Here is a 19,083-nt window from a genome sequence, read left to right as displayed (position 1 = left end):
GAAATCGGAAAAATGAGCAAAAGGAGCATATTTTTTCCTCATTTTTGTATAAAATCCATAAAAAACGTAAAAATTTGAAATTTTCCTATGCAAAATACGCATTGCGGTCCAATTTTCAGCATTAGACTCTCATTTCTCAATATACTAGATCTTTTGCTTTACAAGTAATAGTTTTTAATTTTTACTGTAAAAGCTCACTTCTAAAAAATTGGTGGGTGAGGTTTTTTAGACCCTCAATTTTAATATAAATTAATAATAATTCTAAGGGAAAATATAATGAAAAATGTAACAAAAGTTTTGACTGCCGGGCTTATGCTTGGTGCCAGTTTGGGAGTTGCACACGCAGACGGAACTTTAGATCAGGTCAAACAACGCGGCTCGCTCATTTGCGGTGTAAGTGGTGGCTTGCCTGGTTTTTCTGCGCCAGATGATGCTGGTTTAATGCAAGGAATTGATGCCGACGTATGTCGTGCAGTTGCAGCGGCTGTATTGGGAGATGCATCCAAGGTTGAATTCCGCCCGCTAAATGCAAAAGAGCGTTGGGCGGCGCTTACATCAAGTGAAATCGATGTACTTTCACGCAACTCAACACACACGTTGACACGTGACGCATCACTTGGTGTTGATTTCACATATTACAACTATATTGATGGCCAAGGTTTCATGGTCAAAAATGATCTAGGCCTTTCAAGCGCTCTTGAGCTTGATGGAGCAAAGATTTGTGTACAAGCCGGTACAACAACAGAGTTGAATATGGCGGACTATTTCCGTTCAAACGGTATCACATTTGATCCAGTTGGTTATGAAACGTCTGTTCAAACTCGCGAGGGTTATGAAGGTGGTGCATGTGATGCCCTAACATCAGATAAATCACAGCTTGCAGCTATTCGTTCTGAGTTAGCTGATCCTGCCGGTTCAACAATTTTGCCAGAAACAATTTCTAAAGAACCTTTGGGTCCTGTCGTTCGTCAAGGTGATGATCAGTGGAATAAAATTGTTCTTTGGTCAATGCATGCTTTGATCAATGGTGAAGAGCTTGGTCTTACGTCTGCAAATGTTGATGAAATGAAAGCTTCATCTGACAACCCGGGCATTAAGCGCTTCCTTGGTACAGAGGATACAATGGGGGCTCACTTGGGTCTTGAAGCCGACTGGGCTTACAACATCATCAAGCAAGTTGGTAACTATGGTGAAGTTTATGACCGCACAGTTGCTCCACTAGGCATCGCACGTGAGGGAAGCGTGAATGACCTTTGGACACGCGGTGGTCTTCTTTATTCACCACCTATCCGCTAAATTGGGATAATATTAAGGCTCGGAACCCACGTTCCGAGCCTTTTTCATAAATATAAAAATAATAATATTTTGGGGGAATGTAATCGTGAGTCCTACAGATCACGTTCCATTTCATAGAAATCCGAAAGTAATTGCCGTCTTCTCGCAATTGCTGATTGCTACATTGCTAGCGGGATTTTTGTATTGGATCTACAGTAATACAATCGAGAATTTAAACAGAGCTGGCATTCAGACCGGTTTTGGATTTCTCGATCAAGTCGCACCATTTAAAGTAGGGTTTTCTGCTTTTCTTGAGTTCAAGTTGGGTGAAAGCACCTATTGGCGGGTATTTTGGATAGGAGTTCAAAATACAATTTTCGTCAGTATCTTAGGAATTATCGCCGCCACACTGCTTGGCTTTACAGTTGGCATTATGCGGTTATCACCAAACTGGATCATCTCGCGGTTTGCACTGGTCTATATTGAAACTTTGCGCAATATTCCTTTACTACTGCAAATTCTATTTTGGAATTTCGCGATTTTCCTTCCGTTCTTCCCCGTACCAAAAGATTCGATTTCAATTGCAGATTCTATCTTCATCAACAAACGCGGGCTTTATCTACCAAAGGTAGTTTCAGATAATCCTACCGGAACAATGATTGTCGCAGGTTTCATAATTGCGGCGATTGTCGGCGCATTCTACTTACGAAACTGGGCCAAAAAACGCCAAAACGAAACGGGACAAACTTTCCCGGTTTTCACGGCGAGCCTTGCAGCTATCATTGTGATGGCATTTTTGGGTGTAATCGTTTCCGGCTTCCCGCTAAGTTTAGAACTTCCAGAACTTGGCCGTTTTAATCTTAAAGGCGGTGTTGAATATCCGCTTCCGCTGTTCTCGCTATGGTTCGCACTGTCTACTTATACGGCAGCCTTCATCGCAGAAAATGTACGAGCAGGCATTCAGGCTGTTCCAAAAGGGCAAACCGAAGCATCGTCGGCACTGGGCCTCAAGCGAAATCACGTTTTAAATCTTGTTGTGATTCCACAAGCCATGCGGATCATCATCCCTCCAACAATTTCACAATATCTTAACTTAACGAAGAACTCGTCTCTGGCCGTTGCCGTGGCATTTGAAGAATTATTTGCGATTTGGGCGGGCATCTCACTTAACCAAACAGGGCAGGCTCTGGTTATCATTGGAATGACATTCCTCGTTTACCAAATCTTGTCGATGATCACATCAGCAGCAGCGAACTACTATAATAAACGTTCGCAGTTTGTGGGGCGTTAATATGTTTAAAACAGTTCCTGGAGAATTTGAATTTCAACCACCACGCCCTGCTCCCATTGCAAATGCAGGCCCTATTGGGTGGATGCGAGAAAACCTGTTTTCTTCGCCACTAAATATCATACTCACATTGATAGGCGTGTATATAATTTGGAGTACAATACCACCTCTACTTAATTGGGCTATTTTTGAAGCAAGCTGGGCCTGGGGTGATCGCACATTATGCGAAGAAGCGGCCGGTGCTTGCTGGACATATGTTCGTGTGCGTTTTAGTCAGATTATTTATGGTCCATTTTATGGCCAAAATGAAAGTGAGATCTGGCGACCACTTGTCGTGTTTGCACTATTTGCAGGTATTGTATTTTGGCTGATATATCCAAAGACACCTTATAAGGGTCGCGTTGCAATTGCATCGCTAATCCTTCTGCCTGTTGCCAGTGTCTTGCTAATTCATGGGGGGTTGCTTGGATTAAAAGTCGCACCAACCAGCCAGTGGGGTGGTTTTATGCTCACGCTAATTCTGGCGGTCACGGGCATCATCGGGGCTTTACCGATTGGTATAATAATGGCGCTAGGTCGACAATCAGACCTTCCGATTTTCAAGGCGTTATCTGTTGTCTTTATCGAGTTCTGGCGGGGTGCACCGTTGGTAACGGTACTCTTCATGGCATCCGTTATCTTTCCGCTGTTTTTCCCTGCAGAAATGGACTTTGATAAAGTGGTTCGCGCACTTGTTGCCATCACCTTGTTCCAATCTGCTTATACCGCAGAGGCTATTCGTGGTGGATTAGCATCCTTACCACGGGGGCAAGCAGAAGCTGCAGATGCGCTGGGATTAGGGTATTGGCAAAAGACTTTCCTGATCATCCTTCCTCAAGCCTTGAAAGTGTCCATTCCTTCGATTGTAAACACGTTCATTGCATTGTTTAAGGATACATCTTTGGTCTACATTATTGGCCTTCTTGATCTCTTGGATATGGCAAGGTCAACAGCCAATTCACTCGAGTGGCGTGGTGTATCCAACATTACCGCCTATGTTTTTGCAGCCATGATCTTCTTCATGTTTACATCAGCAATGTCAGCCTACAGCCGCGGTTTAGAGCGTAAGCTCGATACTGAACATAAATCATAATTTAAGATTGACGGATAAATATTATGAGTAATACATCAACACAAAAAGCAAACGAAACCGTGGCACGTCAATTATCTGATGAAGTGGCGGTAAGCCTTGAAAATCTAAACAAGTGGTATGGTCAATTTCATGTTTTGAAAGGGATCAACTTTGAAGTTAAAAAGGGTGAGCGAATTGTCGTTTGCGGACCATCCGGTTCTGGTAAATCAACTATGATTAGATGCATCAACCGACTTGAGGAGCATCAGGAAGGTAAAATCGTCGTCGACGGAACACACCTGACTAATGATGTTAAGAAGATCGACGAGGTCCGTCGTGAAGTTGGTATGGTATTTCAACACTTCAACCTTTTTCCGCACCTTACAGTACTGGAAAATTGTACGCTTGCACCCATTTGGGTTCGCAAAACACCAAAGGCTGAAGCTGAACGTGCTGCGCGGGAATATTTGGATCGCGTAAAAATCCTTGATCAGGCAGATAAGTTTCCAGGTCAACTTTCGGGTGGTCAGCAGCAACGTGTCGCTATTGCCCGTTCACTTTGTATGAACCCCAAAATCATGTTGTTTGACGAACCAACGTCAGCGCTCGATCCTGAGATGATTTCTGAGGTTTTGGACACTATGATCGATCTGGCAGAATCTGGCATGACGATGGTTGTCGTAACCCACGAGATGGGTTTTGCGCGAAAAGTGGCCGACCGTGTGGTCTTCATGGATCGAGGCGAGATTGTTGAAATCAACGAACCCGAAGAGTTCTTCAACAATCCACAGTCAGACAGAACAAAACTGTTCCTATCACAGATTCTTTCGCACTAATTTTTGTTCTTATTATCTAAAAACGGGCCTATGAATTTGGCCCGTTTTGTTTGCCTCATAACCTAATCCAGATTCACGGAACGCAGGCGCAAAGCATTTGAAATAACAGAAACAGATGACAGACTCATCGCTGCAGCAGCAATCATAGGCGAAAGTAAAGTCCCCGTTATCGGATATAACAACCCAGCAGCAAATGGCACGCCTAGGCTATTATAAGCAAAAGCAAAGAATAAGTTTTGTTTGATATTATTTATTGTTAGTTGAGAAAGTCTTCGAGCGCGAACCACACCGATCAAATCACCATGCAATAATGTTATTCCTGCACTTTCGACCGCAATATCAGCGCCTGTACCCATCGCAATGCCAACATCAGCTGTTGCCAGCGCCGGAGCGTCGTTAACGCCATCGCCGGCCATTGCAACTTTTAGACCTTGTTTATGTAAATCATCGATGAGGGTCTTTTTATCTTCTGGAAGAGTATTAGCTCTAACATCATCAATACCAAGTTCATCGGCAACAGATTTCGCTGTAATTTCATTATCGCCTGTCGCCATAATAATTTTCACACCAAGCGCCTGCATATCTCGTACGGCTTGTTTTGCACTAGGCTTAATTTGGTCAGAAACCGCCAATATCGCCATAAGCCTTTTATCAGCAGCAACAAACATAACAGTCTTACCTGCGGACTGAAGATTCTTAACATGCTCATCCATTTCTGAAATATCTACACTGATCTCACCCATCATGGCAGAGTTACCAACGGCAAATGTGGTACCATTGGCATTAGCCATCACACCTTTGCCAGTTACCGATTGAAAACTCTCAATATTTGCGGCTTCAATGTCTCTTTGCTTAATACCTTTCACGATTGCTTCTGCCAATGGGTGCTCTGATGCTTGTTCAATTGCCCTTACAACGCCTAAAGTTTCAACATTTGAGATATCTTCTGCCAGAATACTGATGTCTGTTAGCTGTGGTTCGCCACACGTAAGTGTCCCTGTTTTATCAACAACAATGACATCGATTTTTGCCAGTTGTTCTAAAGTCACCGCATCCTTAACCAAAATACCAGCCTGCGCACCTCGACCCGTTGCCGTCATAATAGACATTGGCGTTGCTAATCCCAATGCGCATGGACATGCAATGATTAACACAGAAACGGCCGACACAATTGCAAATACAAATGAGGGAGTAGGACCAACAAGTGACCAAACTACAAAAGCAATAATCGCTATACACACAACCGTCGGCACAAAGTAAGATGCCACACGATCTGCCATACTCTGAATTGGTGCACGGGATCGTTGAGCAGAGGAAACCATAGAGATGATCTGCGCTAGCATGGTTTCATCGCCAACTTTCAACACTCTTACGATGAGTGATCCATTTTTATTAAGTGTTCCACCGGTAACCTGGTCGCCTACGGTTTTTTCCAGTGGCATGGACTCGCCCGTCAACATGCTTTCTTCTATTAACGACGATCCCTCCAAAATAACGGCATCAATCGGCACAGCCTCACCCGGTCGGATACGTAATATGTCACCAACAACGATGTTCTCCAAAGGAGCATCATATTCTTCCCCATTCTCCAGTACCCTGCGCGCTGTTTTTGGAGCAAGATCAAGGAGCGCCCGAATAGCATCGCCAGTGCGTTCTCGTGCACGCAACTCCAATACTTGCCCCACAAAAACCAGAGCAACAATTACAACCGCAGCTTCATAATAAACCGGTAGATGATTACTTCCGAACCGCAAATCACTTGGGAATAATTGGGGAAGGAACGTTGCAAATGTTGAATATATATATGATGTTCCAACACCGATCATGATCAACGTCCACATATTTAAGTTCCATGTTTTTATAGATGTCCACCCCCGCATAAAAAACGGCCATGCGGCCCATAGAACGACAGGCGTGGCCAAGAAAAACTCAATGTAAAGAGAATTAACCTCACCAAACCAATCCCGAACCGGCAACCCGATCATCGGACCCATGGTTAAAACAAGTAGTGGAACTGAGACAATAACACTAATCCATAGCCGGCGAGTAAAATCAATCAACTCATGATTTGGACCGTCGGCTATTCCATCAGCTGGTTCCAGGGCCATGCCGCATATAGGACATGTTCCTGGCCCTTCCTGCACAATTTCTGGGTCCATCGGGCAAGTAAAAATCGCATTCTTGGGAGCTGTTTGAGTTTGCTTGGCCTTATTACCAGATAGATAAAAATATGGGTCTGCATCAAATTTATCGTGACATTTTGGGTTGCAAAAATGATAATCATGATCACGGTATTTTAGTGACGGTTTACCCTTGCCCACTGACACAGTCATACCGCATACAGGGTCTTTAACAGCGCCATCAACTGGAGTTGTAGCCGCATTAAATATTTCATCAGAGATCGTTGAAACGTTCATTTTTATAGATCCATATAAGTTTATGGATCATCCATACCCCTTCCAGTCACTGGAAGGTCAAGGAGTTTATTGGATGCTTAGCTACCGGAGATAGCTATCTCTTCCATGCTGCTCCAAAGCTTCTTTAAAGTTTGTTTCTTATTCTCTCGATTTCGATAAAGCCGCACCTCTAACTTGCCAATGTAACTTTCGTCACCGACGACTTCGAGTAACCCTTGAGAAAGCTCCTCTTTACAAAGCTCATATGGCAGCCAACCAATACCAAAACCCTCTAAGATCATGGCTTTTACCGAAACTGCCATAGCATTCCGATTAACAACCAAGATCTTAGGTCCTTCAAGATGTTGATCCAGTGTATAATCAACAATCGACCGCAATGCTGATGCCGTACCATATGACAAAAGAGGTATGGGTTTCTGCTGTGCACCGGTTAAGTTATGCAACGGTCCATTTTTATCCACTTTGGAGACTGGAATCATATCATCCAGGGATAATGTCAGATAATCACACCCGCCAACTTCAAGCGGTGCTAAAAAATCCATAGCAGGATGCCAATATGTCAAAATCACATCACAATATCGCTGCTGGAGAGCAGATACAAACTGATCAGCAGACCAGCTCGTCGAATTTAAATCCACATCCAGTCCACACTGTTCAGCCAACGGCGCAATGTGTGTTTTGAAATGGGTCATATAAAGCGATTGAGACGTCGCAAACCGAATAACATTTTCACCCGCAGCATCGATAATTTGGCAGCGTTCCAGTGTTTCATGATACGTTCTGAGCATAATACGGGCTTGAGGTAAAAACACTTCTCCTGCTGGCGTCAAAGATAAAGGAAGTGTCTGACGATTAATCAGCACAACCCCTACATCTTCTTCAAGCGCTCGAATTCGCCTTGAAAATGCAGGTTGACTGACATTTCTCTCTTCAGCGGCACGAGAAAAATTTTTTTGCGCCACCAAAGCTTCAAAATCTTTTAGCCATGCAATATCCAAATCGATAATCCGTTCCGCATTCAGGAAAAAACGATGCTAAATTCGCTCTTCTTCAACAGCATGACAGGCCACCATAGACCCATCGGCCTGTTGTAGGGTCCGAGGTTTTTCTATTTTACACCTATTATCAGCATAAGCACAACGACTTGCAAAGGGGCACCCCTGCGGCAAATTAATCGGTGTAGGTATCTCGCCCTTCAAACGGATATGGTTTGGTCGATCATCTTTAAGCTGCGGAACAGCGGATAAAAGAGCACGAGTATAGGGGTGTTTAGGGTTTTCAAACAATGTCGCCGTATCACCTAATTCACAGACAGATCCCAAATAAACCACCGCAACACGAGTACCAAAGTGCTGCACAACACTCAAATCATGGGTGATAAACAAGTATGTTAGCCCACGGTCATCTTTTGCCTCTAACATTAAGTTCAGAACCTGAGCCTGAATGGATACATCAAGTGCTGAAATCGGCTCATCCGCTATTATAAATTCGGGATCCACTGTTAACGCACGAGCGATCGCAATACGTTGTCGTTGTCCACCTGAAAATTCATGCGGGTAACGCGTAGACCAACTCGGGTCGACACCAACAGATTTCATAACTTCGGTAACTTTATCTTCCACTTCACCAGAAGATAAGCTTGAATTATGAAAACGGACGGGCTCTTCCAACGCCTGCTGAATTGTCATACGAGGGTTAAGCGATGCGTAGGGATTTTGAAAAATCATCTGCATTTTACTTCGCAAAGGCATCAGTGCTTTACGAGAACGATTATCTATCCGCTCACCACCATAGTGGATCTCTCCACCACTAGGTGACAATAAGCCTGCAACCAGCCGAGCGATCGTAGATTTACCACAGCCACTTTCACCAACCACACAAAGCGCTTCGCCCTTCTCTACATTGAACGAGACATTGTTAACAGCATGAACTTCGCGGCGTTCTTTGATAATCTTACCACCACGAACCTTAATCGTTTCAAGAAGCCCTTGATCAAGTTCAAAACGTTTTTCTAGGCTCTTAACTTCTAATAGAGCAGTTTTATTTGTCGGCGCACTCATGACGCTTGCTCCTTGGAACGATCCAGATGCAACCGATTAACCTCATGGCAAGCAACTTCAACATGTGCATATTTTACGACTTCAGGCTTACTCGTCTTACAAACTTCAGTAGCATAATCACACCTCGGCCGAAAAGGGCAACCACTTGGTATTTCAGACAAAGTAGGCATATTCCCAGGAATTTGTTTTAGGCGTTTACCAGGTTGTGTTTGCTGTGGTAGTGCATTTAACAGCCCTTGCGTATAAGGGTGTTGTGGATCATTAATTATCTCACGCGTGCTTCCTGCTTCAATAATTTTGCCGGCATACATAACAAGCGTACGCTCAGTCATTTGACTGACAACTCCAAGATCGTGCGTAATCAAAATTAGACCAACCTTGTTTGACTGACATAATTCAAGGAGAAGCTCCATAATATCGGCCTGAATAGTAACATCAAGCGCCGTTGTCGGCTCATCCGCAATGATCAACTGAGGATCCAACAATAGTGCCATGGCAATAATTATACGCTGCCGCATACCGCCCGAAAGTTCATGCGGGTATTGATCAAGCCTCTCTTCAGGCGACGGAATATAAACCTCACGCAATTTGACGACGGCAATCTGCTCGGCTTCCGCTTGGCTTAAGTCTCTATGACTTTTCAAAGTTTCTACCATTTGCTGACCAATGGTCAACACAGGGTTCAAGGTTACCATAGGGTCTTGAAAAATCATTGCCATGCGATTGCCGCGTATACCACGCATTTCCTTCTCGGACATTGTCACAATGTCCTCGCCTTCAAACATGATACTTCCCGAGTCAATGAAACCAGGTCGAGATAGAAGATTCATCAGCGAGAAGCCAGTGATGGATTTCCCAGCGCCAGATTCCCCAACGATGCCGAGACGTTCACCCTTATCAAGATCAAAACTGATCCCATCAAGTGCAGTCACAGAAAATTTGCGAGAAGCGAATTTAACGGATAGGTCACGTACGGATAACAAAGACATGGCGCTATTCCTTATATAATTTGGGGTTCAAAACGTCACGCATCCAGTCACCTAACAGATTAATGACCAACACCAGAACAACAAGAACAAGGCCCGGAATAGTCGTGATCCACCAGCTGCCAGAAAAGATATAATCAAAGCCAGATGAAATAAGCGAACCTAAAGATGGTTGATTTGGCGGCATACCAAGACCAAGAAACGAAAGTGATGCTTCTGAGATAATTGCATTCGCAACCTGAACTGTTGAAATAACGAATATCGGAGATAATGAATTAGGTAAAATATGACGCAGCATAATGCGCATAGGACCAAAACCAAGAACACGTGTAGCATCCACATATTCTTTTTTCTTTTCAGCCAGCACCGTTGCACGAACGGTACGCGCATATTGCGGCCATTCAGCTACACCAATGACGGCTATCAGAAAATAAATGGCATACTGATTAAATGTCTCAGAACCAAACAAAGCTTGGGTAATCGCCAGAAAGATGATCGCAACCATCAATGTAGAAAAAGAAAGTTGAATATCCGCAAAGCGCATCAAAAGACTGTCTAAGCGACCTCCGAGATAACCGGCGAGCAATCCAATGGAAATCCCCAAAAATGCCTGCAACAACACTGCGCACAGGCCAATCAAAATAGAAAGTCTTGTACCATATAGAATAGTTGACCAAAGATCGCGCCCCTGATCATCCGTTCCAAACAAAAATGCCGGATCTGAACCACTAATCCATATAGGCGGATATTCGCTATTCATAATATCGATCTGTGCAGGATCATATGGATCAAACGGTGCAATTAATGGAGCAAAAAAAGCCATGAACGCAATAATCGCAAATACGATAAATGAGACAAGGGCGACTGGATTGCGCAAGAAGCTATAGCCCATGTTTGAATTGATAACGCGCTGCCAAAAAGAAGGTTTGGCGCTAAGGCTTTGATCACTCATGCACCCATCCTCGCTAGTTTTATGGTTGGATTGACGAGACCGTAAATCAAATCAACTATTGTATTTGTGATGACGAAAATAAAGCCAACAACAATCAAATAAGCTACGATCAAGGGGGTATCTACGCGATTCACGGCTTCGAGGAACATGAACCCCATACCCGGCCATTGGAAAACAGTTTCCGTAAGAATTGTGTAGGCAACCATTGTCCCGATCTGAACACCACCGACAGTAATTACAGGTAAAAGTGTATTCTTCAGCGCATGAACAAAATAAATACGCCATGGGTGGATACCTTTCGCCTTGGCATATTTAACATATTCACTTTGTAAAACTTCCATCATTTCGGCGCGTATTAATCGCACAAATAGTGGCAACATAATTGAAGCAAGGGCGAGAGAAGGCAAAATAATATGCGCCCAACCATCAGCCGATGCAAAGTTTGTATCCCAGGATCCAAAGACATTAACGACATCGCCACGGCCAAAGGAGGGGAGCCATCCCAACTCGACTGCGAATACATAAATTAGAAGAATAGCAGTTAAGAATACGGGTATCGAAATACCGACAATTGACACGCCCATAATCACGCGGCTGATAATAGTATTTGGCTTTATCGCTGTGTAAACACCTAACGGAACAGATAGACCTACAATAATTAGCGTTGCGCCAAAAACCAGCTCCAACGTCGCGGGCATTTTTTTCAAAATAACATCAAGTGCAGGTTCTTTAAAAAAGTAACTTGTGCCTAAATCACCTTGTAATGCATTTCCAAGAAAACGGGTATATTGAGCGAAAAAACTATCGTTTAGACCAAGTTCATCTCGTAATTCCTGACGAACCTCTTCAGACACAGATTGTCCGACAAGTTCGCGTAATGGATCGCCCAAATTATCCTGGATGGCGAAGCCAATGAGCGAGATGACGAACATCACCGCAATCGCCTGCAAAGTACGTTTCACAAGATATGCAAGCATGTAATTGACCTGTCAGCTGGTAGATTTAAGACGCATTTAACGTCAATATTTGGGAAGATTCCGGGGGCTAGAAGCCTAGCCCCCAGAAAATTTAAAGAATTAATCGTTTGAACTTACTTGTCTACGACAAGATCACCAAAGTAAGGGAAGTTCAATGCATTAACAATTTTCTCAGCATGCACGCCTTTACGAGCGCCCCATGCTAGGTTTTGCCAATGAAGCGGAATAAACGCTGCTTCTTCGTACAAGATACCTTCTAGCTTCTGAAGCAACTCACCACGCTTTGCAGGGTCTGTTTCAGCATTTGAAGCATCCATCAAAGCATCAGTCTCAGAGTTACAATAGTTACCAGAGTTATATTGACCGTTACCTGAATCTTCATTTGCACATGCAGACAAGAACTGGTGGAAGTTTGCACTATCTTCCGTATCAGCATGCCAGCCAATCATCATCATATCTGCAGCACGCTCGTCGAACTTAGGCCAGTATTGCGCTTTTGGCATTGTTTGAAGGTCAACTTTGATATTGATTTTTGACAACATTGAAGCAACTGCTTGAGCAATTTTGTCATCATTCACATAGCGGTTGTTTGGTGCCATCATTGTGATTTCAAAACCGTCAGCATAACCAGCTTCTGCCATCAAAGCTTTTGCTTTTTCCACGTCAAAACGTGGTGTTAGCGCTGCATCATGACCAAGGTAACCAGCCGGGCTAGCTTGTGCACCAACAGTACCGAAACCACGCATAATACGATCAACAATACCGGCATTATTTACAGCATAATCAATAGCTTTGCGAACACGAGCATCTTTGAAAGCTTCAACGCGGTTCTGGTTCATTTGGAATGTAATGATCCGAGTACCAGCCATTGTAATGAGATTAGCATTATCGCTATCTTCAACACGCTTTAGATCTGTTGGCGGAACAGGGGCAATAAAATCTACATCGCCAGACAACAGAGCAGCAACACGAGTTGGATCCTCTTTAATCGGTGTCAAAACGATTTTATCAACGTTACCTTCACTAGCTGTATCCCAGTAATCAGCGAAACGAGAGAACTCAACTTTAACGCCCTGCTCACGTGAATCAACAACAAATGGGCCTGTGCCAGATGCATTGCGTGACGCGAAGCTATCACCATGCTTTACCAATTCAGCTTTGTCTTTGCCGTCATCTGTTTTACCAGAATAGAACTTGCTATCCATTGGGAAGATGTATGTTGCTGTGTGCAATACAAGCGGATAAGGCTCTGAAGTGATAAGATCAAACGTGTCCTCATCAATAACCTTCACTTCTGTGAAGAGAGAGAAGATACCTTTAAAGTCCGCACTTTCTTTCAAACGGTTAAATGTCCAAAGAACGTCAGCACTTGTTAACTCATTACCAGAATGAAATTTCACACCATCACGCAAGTTAAAACGTGTCGTTGTTGCATCAATCTGCTCCCAGCTTTCAGCCAAACGTGCTTCAAACTGCAAATCTTGCGTCCAACGAACAAGCGGATCAAACGTCATGTGTGAGAATTGCAATGTACCACCGGAAAGTTGCTCATGTGGATCCAGTGAAACCGGGTCAGCATCATAAGCTACTTTAACAGTAACCTCAGCTTGCGCAACGGCAGTCATCGCAAATGACATCATGCCGACCGCAACAGCGCGTGTAAATATATTCATATTATTTTCTCCATTATAGGTACCCTATATGTAATATTAAAATGATTGCATGAGCCAATGCCGATTTCAAATCACTTATGCATTTCGCGTATGGCGGTTTAGTGTTCACTAAAAGAGCGAAAAAGTGAGCAGGTGCAGCAATTTGATCGGTGTATTTGTAAACGACGATGAGCAGTCACCGTGAATGTCATATGCTGTCTAATATCATCTGGCGAATTTTAACGGCTTTTTCAAAGTGGTCCAATTCATGGGTCTGTATCCACCATGTCGCAGCTTCCATAAGAAGCTGAGGGTCATCATTCTTATTGGCAAAAAATGCATAAAAGGAAAGGCCTACATTAACACCTTTCTTTTCAATTTTCTCATCACAAACAGATATGATTTTATCTTTGAGCTGTTGTCTCATCATTTCAGGTTCCCGCGGTAAATCATATCCTATTTTTGCTCGATATTTTCAGGTGTAATGATCTCAAGTTTTTTGTCGAGAATATATTCCGCTCCCGCATCTCTCCAAGCCAAGAAATGCGACTCTGTGAAATGATTATCTATTGCCGCCTGATCTTTCCAGCGCTCTACGAATGACAAAGTATTCTTATCAGTCGTACTTTGAAAAAGATCATAAGAAATGTTGCCGGCTTCTAATCGCGTTCCTTCTATGCAAGGTGCAACCAATTTCTCTATTGTTTCGAAACTATCCGGTTTTATTTTAAGCGTTGCTATTAAATAGATCATTATTCACTTTCTAAGCTGTAGAATACCATTATGCCATTGGTATAAGCGCCATTAGATACAAAAAATTTTATGAGCTTATAGAACATGCTTAACTTGCAAAATGTGCATCTGCTTGGTCAAGTTTATGACGGATCTGTGTAATGATAAGATCTTTATCAGGAACACAATTTGCATAGGTTATAATATCACCAGCCTTCACGGGTTTAGATACAACAGCTTTTTCTGCCAAACCTATAGGAACATAACCGCCTTTACGGCCATCCTGCCAGCTCACCGCATAACCGCGATAATCGGCTTGCCCAATCCGACCTAGTATTTCGCCTGGTTGTAAATCACGTTTAGCGACAGCAACAGCATCTGCAACAGGGCGGTCGATTGGCACCATATCAGGTTCACCATGCATAACAGCTCGCGCAGCAGACAATGGCACTTCAAGACTGGTTAAATGGAAAGGTCGAGTAAGTGTGAAATAAGGCCCCTTACCGACTTTCAGATCAGCCATCCGCTCCAAAACACGCGGATGCTTGGTTTCTACGATACAAAAAACTCCAGGTGCAACACCTTTACCGATTGAGTAATCGACAACACCTTTACGGCTCAAAATACCGCCATCTTCCACTGGGCAAAGCACATTCGCCAACTCATCAAGCGATGCCTTTGGGCCATGCATACCTGGAATGTCAGGTATAAGGCCTGTACAATTGGCAATAGCAACCATTTCGATCGCTGTCTTTGATCCATCAACAAACTCTACAAGCATACGAGCATTCATATCACGTGCTCTAGCTTCCTCTTCATATTCAGCGGGTACAGCATGGATATTAAGTGGATTGTTTTTGCCCTTTCCCGCGGCGATAACGTTCATACCAAGACTACGTGCAAAGCCAATCAGTTCTAAAACACAGGCAGGTTCATCACCCGCAGCACCGGTATAAATAACGCCAGCCTTTTTTGCTTCTTCTGCCAAATATCGGCCAATCGTAATATCAGCTTCCACATTTAGCATAACCATATGCTTGCCATTTTTAATCGCGCTAAGTGCAATAAGTGATCCCGTATTGGGATTACCCGTCGCATCAATAATCACATCAACGCGCCCTGCAGCTGTTAACGCCTCAAACCCCTCACATATGGCAATTTTTCCACCTTCAATCGCCACATCAATCGCATTTGCATTGTTTGCAACAATAATATCTTCGTCCGAATGTCCAGCAAGGTGTAATGCACCCAAAGCATTTTCCGCGCGGGTAACAGAAATACCACCAATTCGTATGCCCGACATCAACGCAACTTGAACAGCTAAATCCTTACCCATCTGACCTGCACCAATCAACCCAATTGTCACAGGTCCGTTTTCAGCGGCATACGCAATAAGTTGTTCCGCAAAATATGGATGGGTCATATCTGTCCTTTCAAAGCAAATGTAACTTGCTAATATTAGAGATGACTGGTCATACACCTAATTTAGCCCAATATGCCAAGGCCTATTTAAAAAATCCCATATAAAAGGATAAAAACTGAACCGAACATCTCCATAATGTCGGGTCAATCGACTCCGTGTACCCAAAACAAATGTGAAGATGATGGGGAAGAATAGAAAAGTTGATTAAGAAATCTACCTAAAAGCAAGCCACGTAAATTGACTTCTTAAACTATACTTGAAACATTTTGCCCTGCAAGATCTGCAATGATTGGACATTCAGGTCTATTATCACCATGACAGTTTTTGGCAAGTGAGGCCAAAGTTTCTTTGAGAGATTGCAATTCACTTATTTTTTGATCAATCTCTTCTATCTTACTAACTGCAATCAATTTTACGTCGGAGCTAGCTCGTTGATCATCATCATAAAGAGAAAGCAGCAGACGACACTCGTCTATTGTAAACCCAAGACTTCGTGAGCGCTGCAAGAACTTTAGCCGATGAATATCAGTATCTGAATAATCACGATATCCATTTCCAGCGCGAGCCGGTTTTATCAAATTAATATCTTCATAATAACGGATAGTTTTTGGTGGAAGGCCCGACTGTTCAGATGCATAGCCTATATTCACGACTTGTCCCCTCTATTCACGACTTGTCTTTTGGCATTTGCTCGCCATAAAGCGCTGCAAGGTCTTTTAATTCTTGCTCACTAAAACCTAAATCCTTGGCACAACGGGCAAGATAATCAAATCTTTCACCTCCTGCCAATCGATCAGGTGGCTCACATTGTCCCAATTTAGAATCTTTCTTTTTGTCGACTGTCATCACTCAAACCAAAATACTTCGTTCCACTGATCATCTTAATCAGCAGGCTACTCTTACTAGATGATAGTCGAGCTGTTAAATCAAGGCGAATAAAACAATTGTGATTATAAGTGTATCAAATGAATGAGAGCATCTGATTGCAAAAAGCCGCACCCAAACAGGGTGCGGCTTTCAAGTTTTTATCTTAAATCTCTATCAATCAGGCAAGATCAAAACGGTCTGCATTCATGACTTTATTCCACGCTGTAATAAAGTCCGCTTTAAATTTTTCTTTCGCATCTTCTTGCGCATAAACTTCAGAAATTGATCTTAAAATAGAATTCGAACCAAAGACAAGATCAGCACGAGTCCCAGTAAACTTGACGTTACCAGATGCACGATCGCGACCTTCATACAATTCTGAAGACCCATCAGTTGATTTCCACTCTATGCCCATATCAAGAACATTTACAAAGAAATCATTGCTTAATGTGCCTGGATTGTCTGTGAAGACTCCATGCTTGCTTTTGCCCGCATTCACATCAAGTGAACGAAGCCCCCCAACAAGAACAGTCATTTCTGGTGCACTTAGACCTAACAATTGTGCTTTATCGACAAGTAATGCCTCAGTTGAACGAGGGTCTCTTGTATTTTTATAATTACGAAAGCCGTCATATTTAGGCTCAAGTACTGCAAAAGATTCCACATCTGTTTGATCTTGAGTTGCATCCGTGCGCCCTTGTGTAAACGGAACACTTACACCACTTGCTTTTTCTATTGCAGCACAACCGCCAAGTACAATCAAATCCGCCAATGAGACATTGCCATCGAAATCATTTTTTATGGCCTCAAGTTTTGAAATCACGCTTGCAACATTAGAAGATGTGTTAATCGCCCAGTCCTTCTGTGGCGCTAGATTAATGCGCGCGCCATTTGCCCCGCCGCGAAGATCTGAACTGCGGAAGGTTGAAGCAGATGCCCAAGCGGTGTTTACAAGTTGTGAAACAGAAAGTCCGGATGCGAGGATTTTTTCTTTCAACGAAGCAATTTCTGCATCACTAAGTGCCGAACCGTCATGAGCGGGAATAGGATCTTGCCAGATCAATTCTTCTGAAGGAACTTCCTCACCCAAATAATTTGTAACCGGACCCATATCCCGGTGTGTTAGCTTAAACCAAGCACGTGCATAAGCATCTGCAAACTCATCAGGATTCTCATGGAAATGTTTGGAAATTTTAGCATATTCCGGATCCATTTTAAGAGCCATATCTGCTGTTGTCATCATAAGCGGTTCTGTACGCGATGCATCACCTGCGGCTGGCGCTTGCGCGGCATTTGAGGCTTTAGTTGGTTGCCATTGAACATGACCTGCCGGACTAGTTACTTTTTCCCATTCATAGCCAAGCAAAGCATCAAAATAACCCATATCCCATTGAATGGGGTTCGCCGTCCATGCACCTTCAAAGCCAGCTGTCGTCGTATCGCCACCTTTGCCAGATCCATGACTGTTTGACCAACCAAGACCCATTTGCTCAAGTGGCGCACCTTCTGGTTCAGCACCAACTTTTTCTTCCGGTCCAGCACCATGGCCTTTACCGAAAGTATGACCGCCCGCAACAAGCGCAACAGTCTCATAATCGTTCATTGCCATACGGCCAAATGTATCTCGAATATCATGCCCCGATAAAAGCGGGTCGGGATTACCATTTGGCCCTTCCGGGTTCACATAAATAAGACCCATCTGCACTGCGCCAAGTGGATCAGCTAGATCACGATCACCTGAGTAACGCTTATCATCAAGCCATTCAGTTTCTGGACCCCAATAGATATCTTCTTCTGGCTCAAAGACATCAGCACGACCGCCGGCGAAACCAAAAGTTTTAAAACCCATAGTTTCCATGGCGACATTACCAGTTAAAATCATCAAATCAGCCCAGGAAATTTTATTGCCGTATTTCTGCTTAATTGGCCAAAGAAGACGGCGTGCTTTATCCAAGTTTCCATTATCAGGCCAAGAATTAAGCGGCGCAAAACGTTGTGTACCTGAGCGCGCACCACCGCGACCATCATATGTACGATAGGTGCCGGCACTATGCCAAGCCATACGAACAAATAGACCACCATAATGACCATAGTCCGCGGGCCACCAGTCTTGCGAATCTGTCATTAAATCTGCGAGATCTTTTTTCAATGCTTTTAGGTCAAGTTTTTTAAACTCTTCTGCATAGTTAAAATCTTCACCGAGCGGACCAACTTGTGGGGCGTTTTGGTTTAGAATTCTGAGGTTTAATTGCTCTGGCCACCAGTGCTGAATTGCGGTGGTACCCATTGCATTTGCCTCTTTATTACGACCATGCATTACAGGGCATTTTGCGGGACTCATCTCGTTCATGTTCACTCCATCGGGAAATAGTGTTTTATATATTGCTGATAGTTCAGGTGCAGAACTTCAAGTAAATCGAATCCCTCGCAACCCAAATATTAGGTAAACATTTATCAAATTGTATTCATTAGATAAAGTTGTATTTTCTGATAAATATGATAAGAAA

17 protein-coding genes are annotated in these 19,083 nt (G+C 43.4%); 4 read left to right on the top strand and 13 right to left on the bottom strand.

Features of this window, described 5'->3' with window-relative positions; all coding sequences use genetic code 11:
• The first annotated feature begins 276 nt into the window (after positions 1-276).
• From G3W54_RS17915 to G3W54_RS17900, 4 genes are all read left to right on the top strand, one after another.
• On the top strand, positions 277-1,296 hold the full coding sequence (locus G3W54_RS17915; RefSeq protein WP_162654665.1) for an amino acid ABC transporter substrate-binding protein: 1,020 nt from the start codon (positions 277-279) through the stop codon (positions 1,294-1,296).
• An 85-nt stretch (positions 1,297-1,381) separates the two neighbouring features.
• Positions 1,382-2,566 (top strand): ABC transporter permease subunit, encoded by a 1,185-nt coding sequence (locus G3W54_RS17910; protein WP_162654664.1) that lies wholly within the window; start codon positions 1,382-1,384, stop codon positions 2,564-2,566.
• 1 nt (position 2,567) lies between these two features.
• Entirely contained in the window at positions 2,568-3,695 is a 1,128-nt protein-coding gene (locus G3W54_RS17905) for an amino acid ABC transporter permease (RefSeq protein WP_162654663.1), read from the top strand.
• Between the two features lie 23 nt (positions 3,696-3,718).
• The gene (locus tag G3W54_RS17900) at positions 3,719-4,510 is read left to right on the top strand and encodes an amino acid ABC transporter ATP-binding protein (protein ID WP_162654662.1); all 792 of its coding nucleotides are present in this window, start codon (positions 3,719-3,721) and stop codon (positions 4,508-4,510) included.
• Between the two features lie 62 nt (positions 4,511-4,572).
• Here the strand turns inward: G3W54_RS17900 and G3W54_RS17895 are convergent, their stop codons facing one another.
• The 13 genes from G3W54_RS17895 to katG all read right to left on the bottom strand — a co-directional run bounded on the left by G3W54_RS17895 (position 4,573) and on the right by katG (position 18,926).
• Positions 4,573-6,927 carry a heavy metal translocating P-type ATPase gene (locus G3W54_RS17895; RefSeq protein ID WP_162654661.1) on the bottom strand — a complete coding sequence of 785 codons (2,355 nt, stop codon included), beginning with the start codon at positions 6,925-6,927 and terminating at the stop codon, positions 4,573-4,575.
• Positions 6,928-7,004: 77 nt separating this feature from the next.
• Entirely contained in the window at positions 7,005-7,925 is a 921-nt protein-coding gene (locus G3W54_RS17890) for a LysR family transcriptional regulator (protein ID WP_162654660.1), read from the bottom strand.
• A 36-nt stretch (positions 7,926-7,961) separates the two neighbouring features.
• Positions 7,962-8,987: an oligopeptide/dipeptide ABC transporter ATP-binding protein gene (locus tag G3W54_RS17885; RefSeq protein ID WP_162654659.1), complete on the bottom strand. Its 1,026-nt coding sequence runs from the start codon at positions 8,985-8,987 to the stop codon at positions 7,962-7,964.
• Entirely contained in the window at positions 8,984-9,976 is a 993-nt protein-coding gene (locus tag G3W54_RS17880) for an ABC transporter ATP-binding protein (RefSeq protein ID WP_162654658.1), read from the bottom strand. The genes G3W54_RS17885 and G3W54_RS17880 overlap by 4 nt, the downstream gene beginning before the upstream one ends.
• A gap of 4 nt (positions 9,977-9,980) precedes the next feature.
• The gene (locus tag G3W54_RS17875) at positions 9,981-10,925 is read right to left on the bottom strand and encodes an ABC transporter permease (protein WP_162654657.1); all 945 of its coding nucleotides are present in this window, start codon (positions 10,923-10,925) and stop codon (positions 9,981-9,983) included.
• Entirely contained in the window at positions 10,922-11,902 is a 981-nt protein-coding gene (locus tag G3W54_RS17870) for an ABC transporter permease (RefSeq protein ID WP_162654656.1), read from the bottom strand. The genes G3W54_RS17875 and G3W54_RS17870 overlap by 4 nt, the downstream gene beginning before the upstream one ends.
• Positions 11,903-12,015: 113 nt before the next feature.
• Positions 12,016-13,575 (bottom strand): ABC transporter substrate-binding protein, encoded by a 1,560-nt coding sequence (locus tag G3W54_RS17865; protein ID WP_162654655.1) that lies wholly within the window; start codon positions 13,573-13,575, stop codon positions 12,016-12,018.
• A gap of 187 nt (positions 13,576-13,762) precedes the next feature.
• On the bottom strand, positions 13,763-13,981 hold the full coding sequence (locus G3W54_RS17860) for a DUF6500 family protein (protein ID WP_162654896.1): 219 nt from the start codon (positions 13,979-13,981) through the stop codon (positions 13,763-13,765).
• Positions 13,982-14,010: 29 nt separating this feature from the next.
• Positions 14,011-14,307, bottom strand: coding sequence for a putative quinol monooxygenase (locus tag G3W54_RS17855; protein WP_162654654.1), 297 nt, complete (start codon positions 14,305-14,307; stop codon positions 14,011-14,013).
• Positions 14,308-14,395: 88 nt separating this feature from the next.
• Positions 14,396-15,709, bottom strand: a complete 1,314-nt coding sequence (locus tag G3W54_RS17850; RefSeq protein WP_162654653.1) for an SAF domain-containing protein — start codon at positions 15,707-15,709, stop codon at positions 14,396-14,398.
• A gap of 245 nt (positions 15,710-15,954) precedes the next feature.
• Positions 15,955-16,359, bottom strand: coding sequence for a Cu(I)-responsive transcriptional regulator (gene cueR / locus G3W54_RS17845; RefSeq protein ID WP_162654652.1), 405 nt, complete (start codon positions 16,357-16,359; stop codon positions 15,955-15,957).
• A gap of 16 nt (positions 16,360-16,375) precedes the next feature.
• Positions 16,376-16,555, bottom strand: coding sequence for a hypothetical protein (locus G3W54_RS17840; RefSeq protein ID WP_162654651.1), 180 nt, complete (start codon positions 16,553-16,555; stop codon positions 16,376-16,378).
• A gap of 199 nt (positions 16,556-16,754) precedes the next feature.
• Positions 16,755-18,926 (bottom strand): catalase/peroxidase HPI, encoded by a 2,172-nt coding sequence (katG, locus tag G3W54_RS17835; protein WP_162654650.1) that lies wholly within the window; start codon positions 18,924-18,926, stop codon positions 16,755-16,757.
• Positions 18,927-19,083: the final 157 nt, after the last annotated feature.

Source organism: Lentilitoribacter sp. Alg239-R112, assembly GCF_900537175.1.
Taxonomy (GTDB): Bacteria; Pseudomonadota; Alphaproteobacteria; order Rhizobiales; family Rhizobiaceae; genus Lentilitoribacter.
Note: the sequence above shows the minus strand (reverse complement) of the source record. Positions and strands in the feature narration are given on the sequence as shown.

Bases quoted from the DNA above. Each gene is read 5' to 3' on its own strand.
- G3W54_RS17915 (WP_162654665.1), top strand. From the start codon at position 277: ATGAAAAATGTAACAAAAGTTTTGACTGCCGGGCTTATGCTTGGTGCC.
- G3W54_RS17905 (WP_162654663.1), top strand. From the start codon at position 2,568: ATGTTTAAAACAGTTCCTGGAGAATTTGAATTTCAACCACCACGCCCT.
- G3W54_RS17900 (WP_162654662.1), top strand. From the start codon at position 3,719: ATGAGTAATACATCAACACAAAAAGCAAACGAAACCGTGGCACGTCAA.
- G3W54_RS17895 (WP_162654661.1), bottom strand. From the start codon at position 6,927: ATGAACGTTTCAACGATCTCTGATGAAATATTTAATGCGGCTACAACT.
- G3W54_RS17885 (WP_162654659.1), bottom strand. From the start codon at position 8,987: ATGAGTGCGCCGACAAATAAAACTGCTCTATTAGAAGTTAAGAGCCTA.
- G3W54_RS17880 (WP_162654658.1), bottom strand. From the start codon at position 9,976: ATGTCTTTGTTATCCGTACGTGACCTATCCGTTAAATTCGCTTCTCGC.
- G3W54_RS17875 (WP_162654657.1), bottom strand. From the start codon at position 10,925: ATGAGTGATCAAAGCCTTAGCGCCAAACCTTCTTTTTGGCAGCGCGTT.
- G3W54_RS17870 (WP_162654656.1), bottom strand. From the start codon at position 11,902: ATGCTTGCATATCTTGTGAAACGTACTTTGCAGGCGATTGCGGTGATG.
- G3W54_RS17865 (WP_162654655.1), bottom strand. From the start codon at position 13,575: ATGAATATATTTACACGCGCTGTTGCGGTCGGCATGATGTCATTTGCG.
- G3W54_RS17860 (WP_162654896.1), bottom strand. From the start codon at position 13,981: ATGAGACAACAGCTCAAAGATAAAATCATATCTGTTTGTGATGAGAAA.
- G3W54_RS17855 (WP_162654654.1), bottom strand. From the start codon at position 14,307: ATGATCTATTTAATAGCAACGCTTAAAATAAAACCGGATAGTTTCGAA.
- G3W54_RS17850 (WP_162654653.1), bottom strand. From the start codon at position 15,709: ATGACCCATCCATATTTTGCGGAACAACTTATTGCGTATGCCGCTGAA.
- G3W54_RS17840 (WP_162654651.1), bottom strand. From the start codon at position 16,555: ATGACAGTCGACAAAAAGAAAGATTCTAAATTGGGACAATGTGAGCCA.
- katG (WP_162654650.1), bottom strand. From the start codon at position 18,926: ATGAACGAGATGAGTCCCGCAAAATGCCCTGTAATGCATGGTCGTAAT.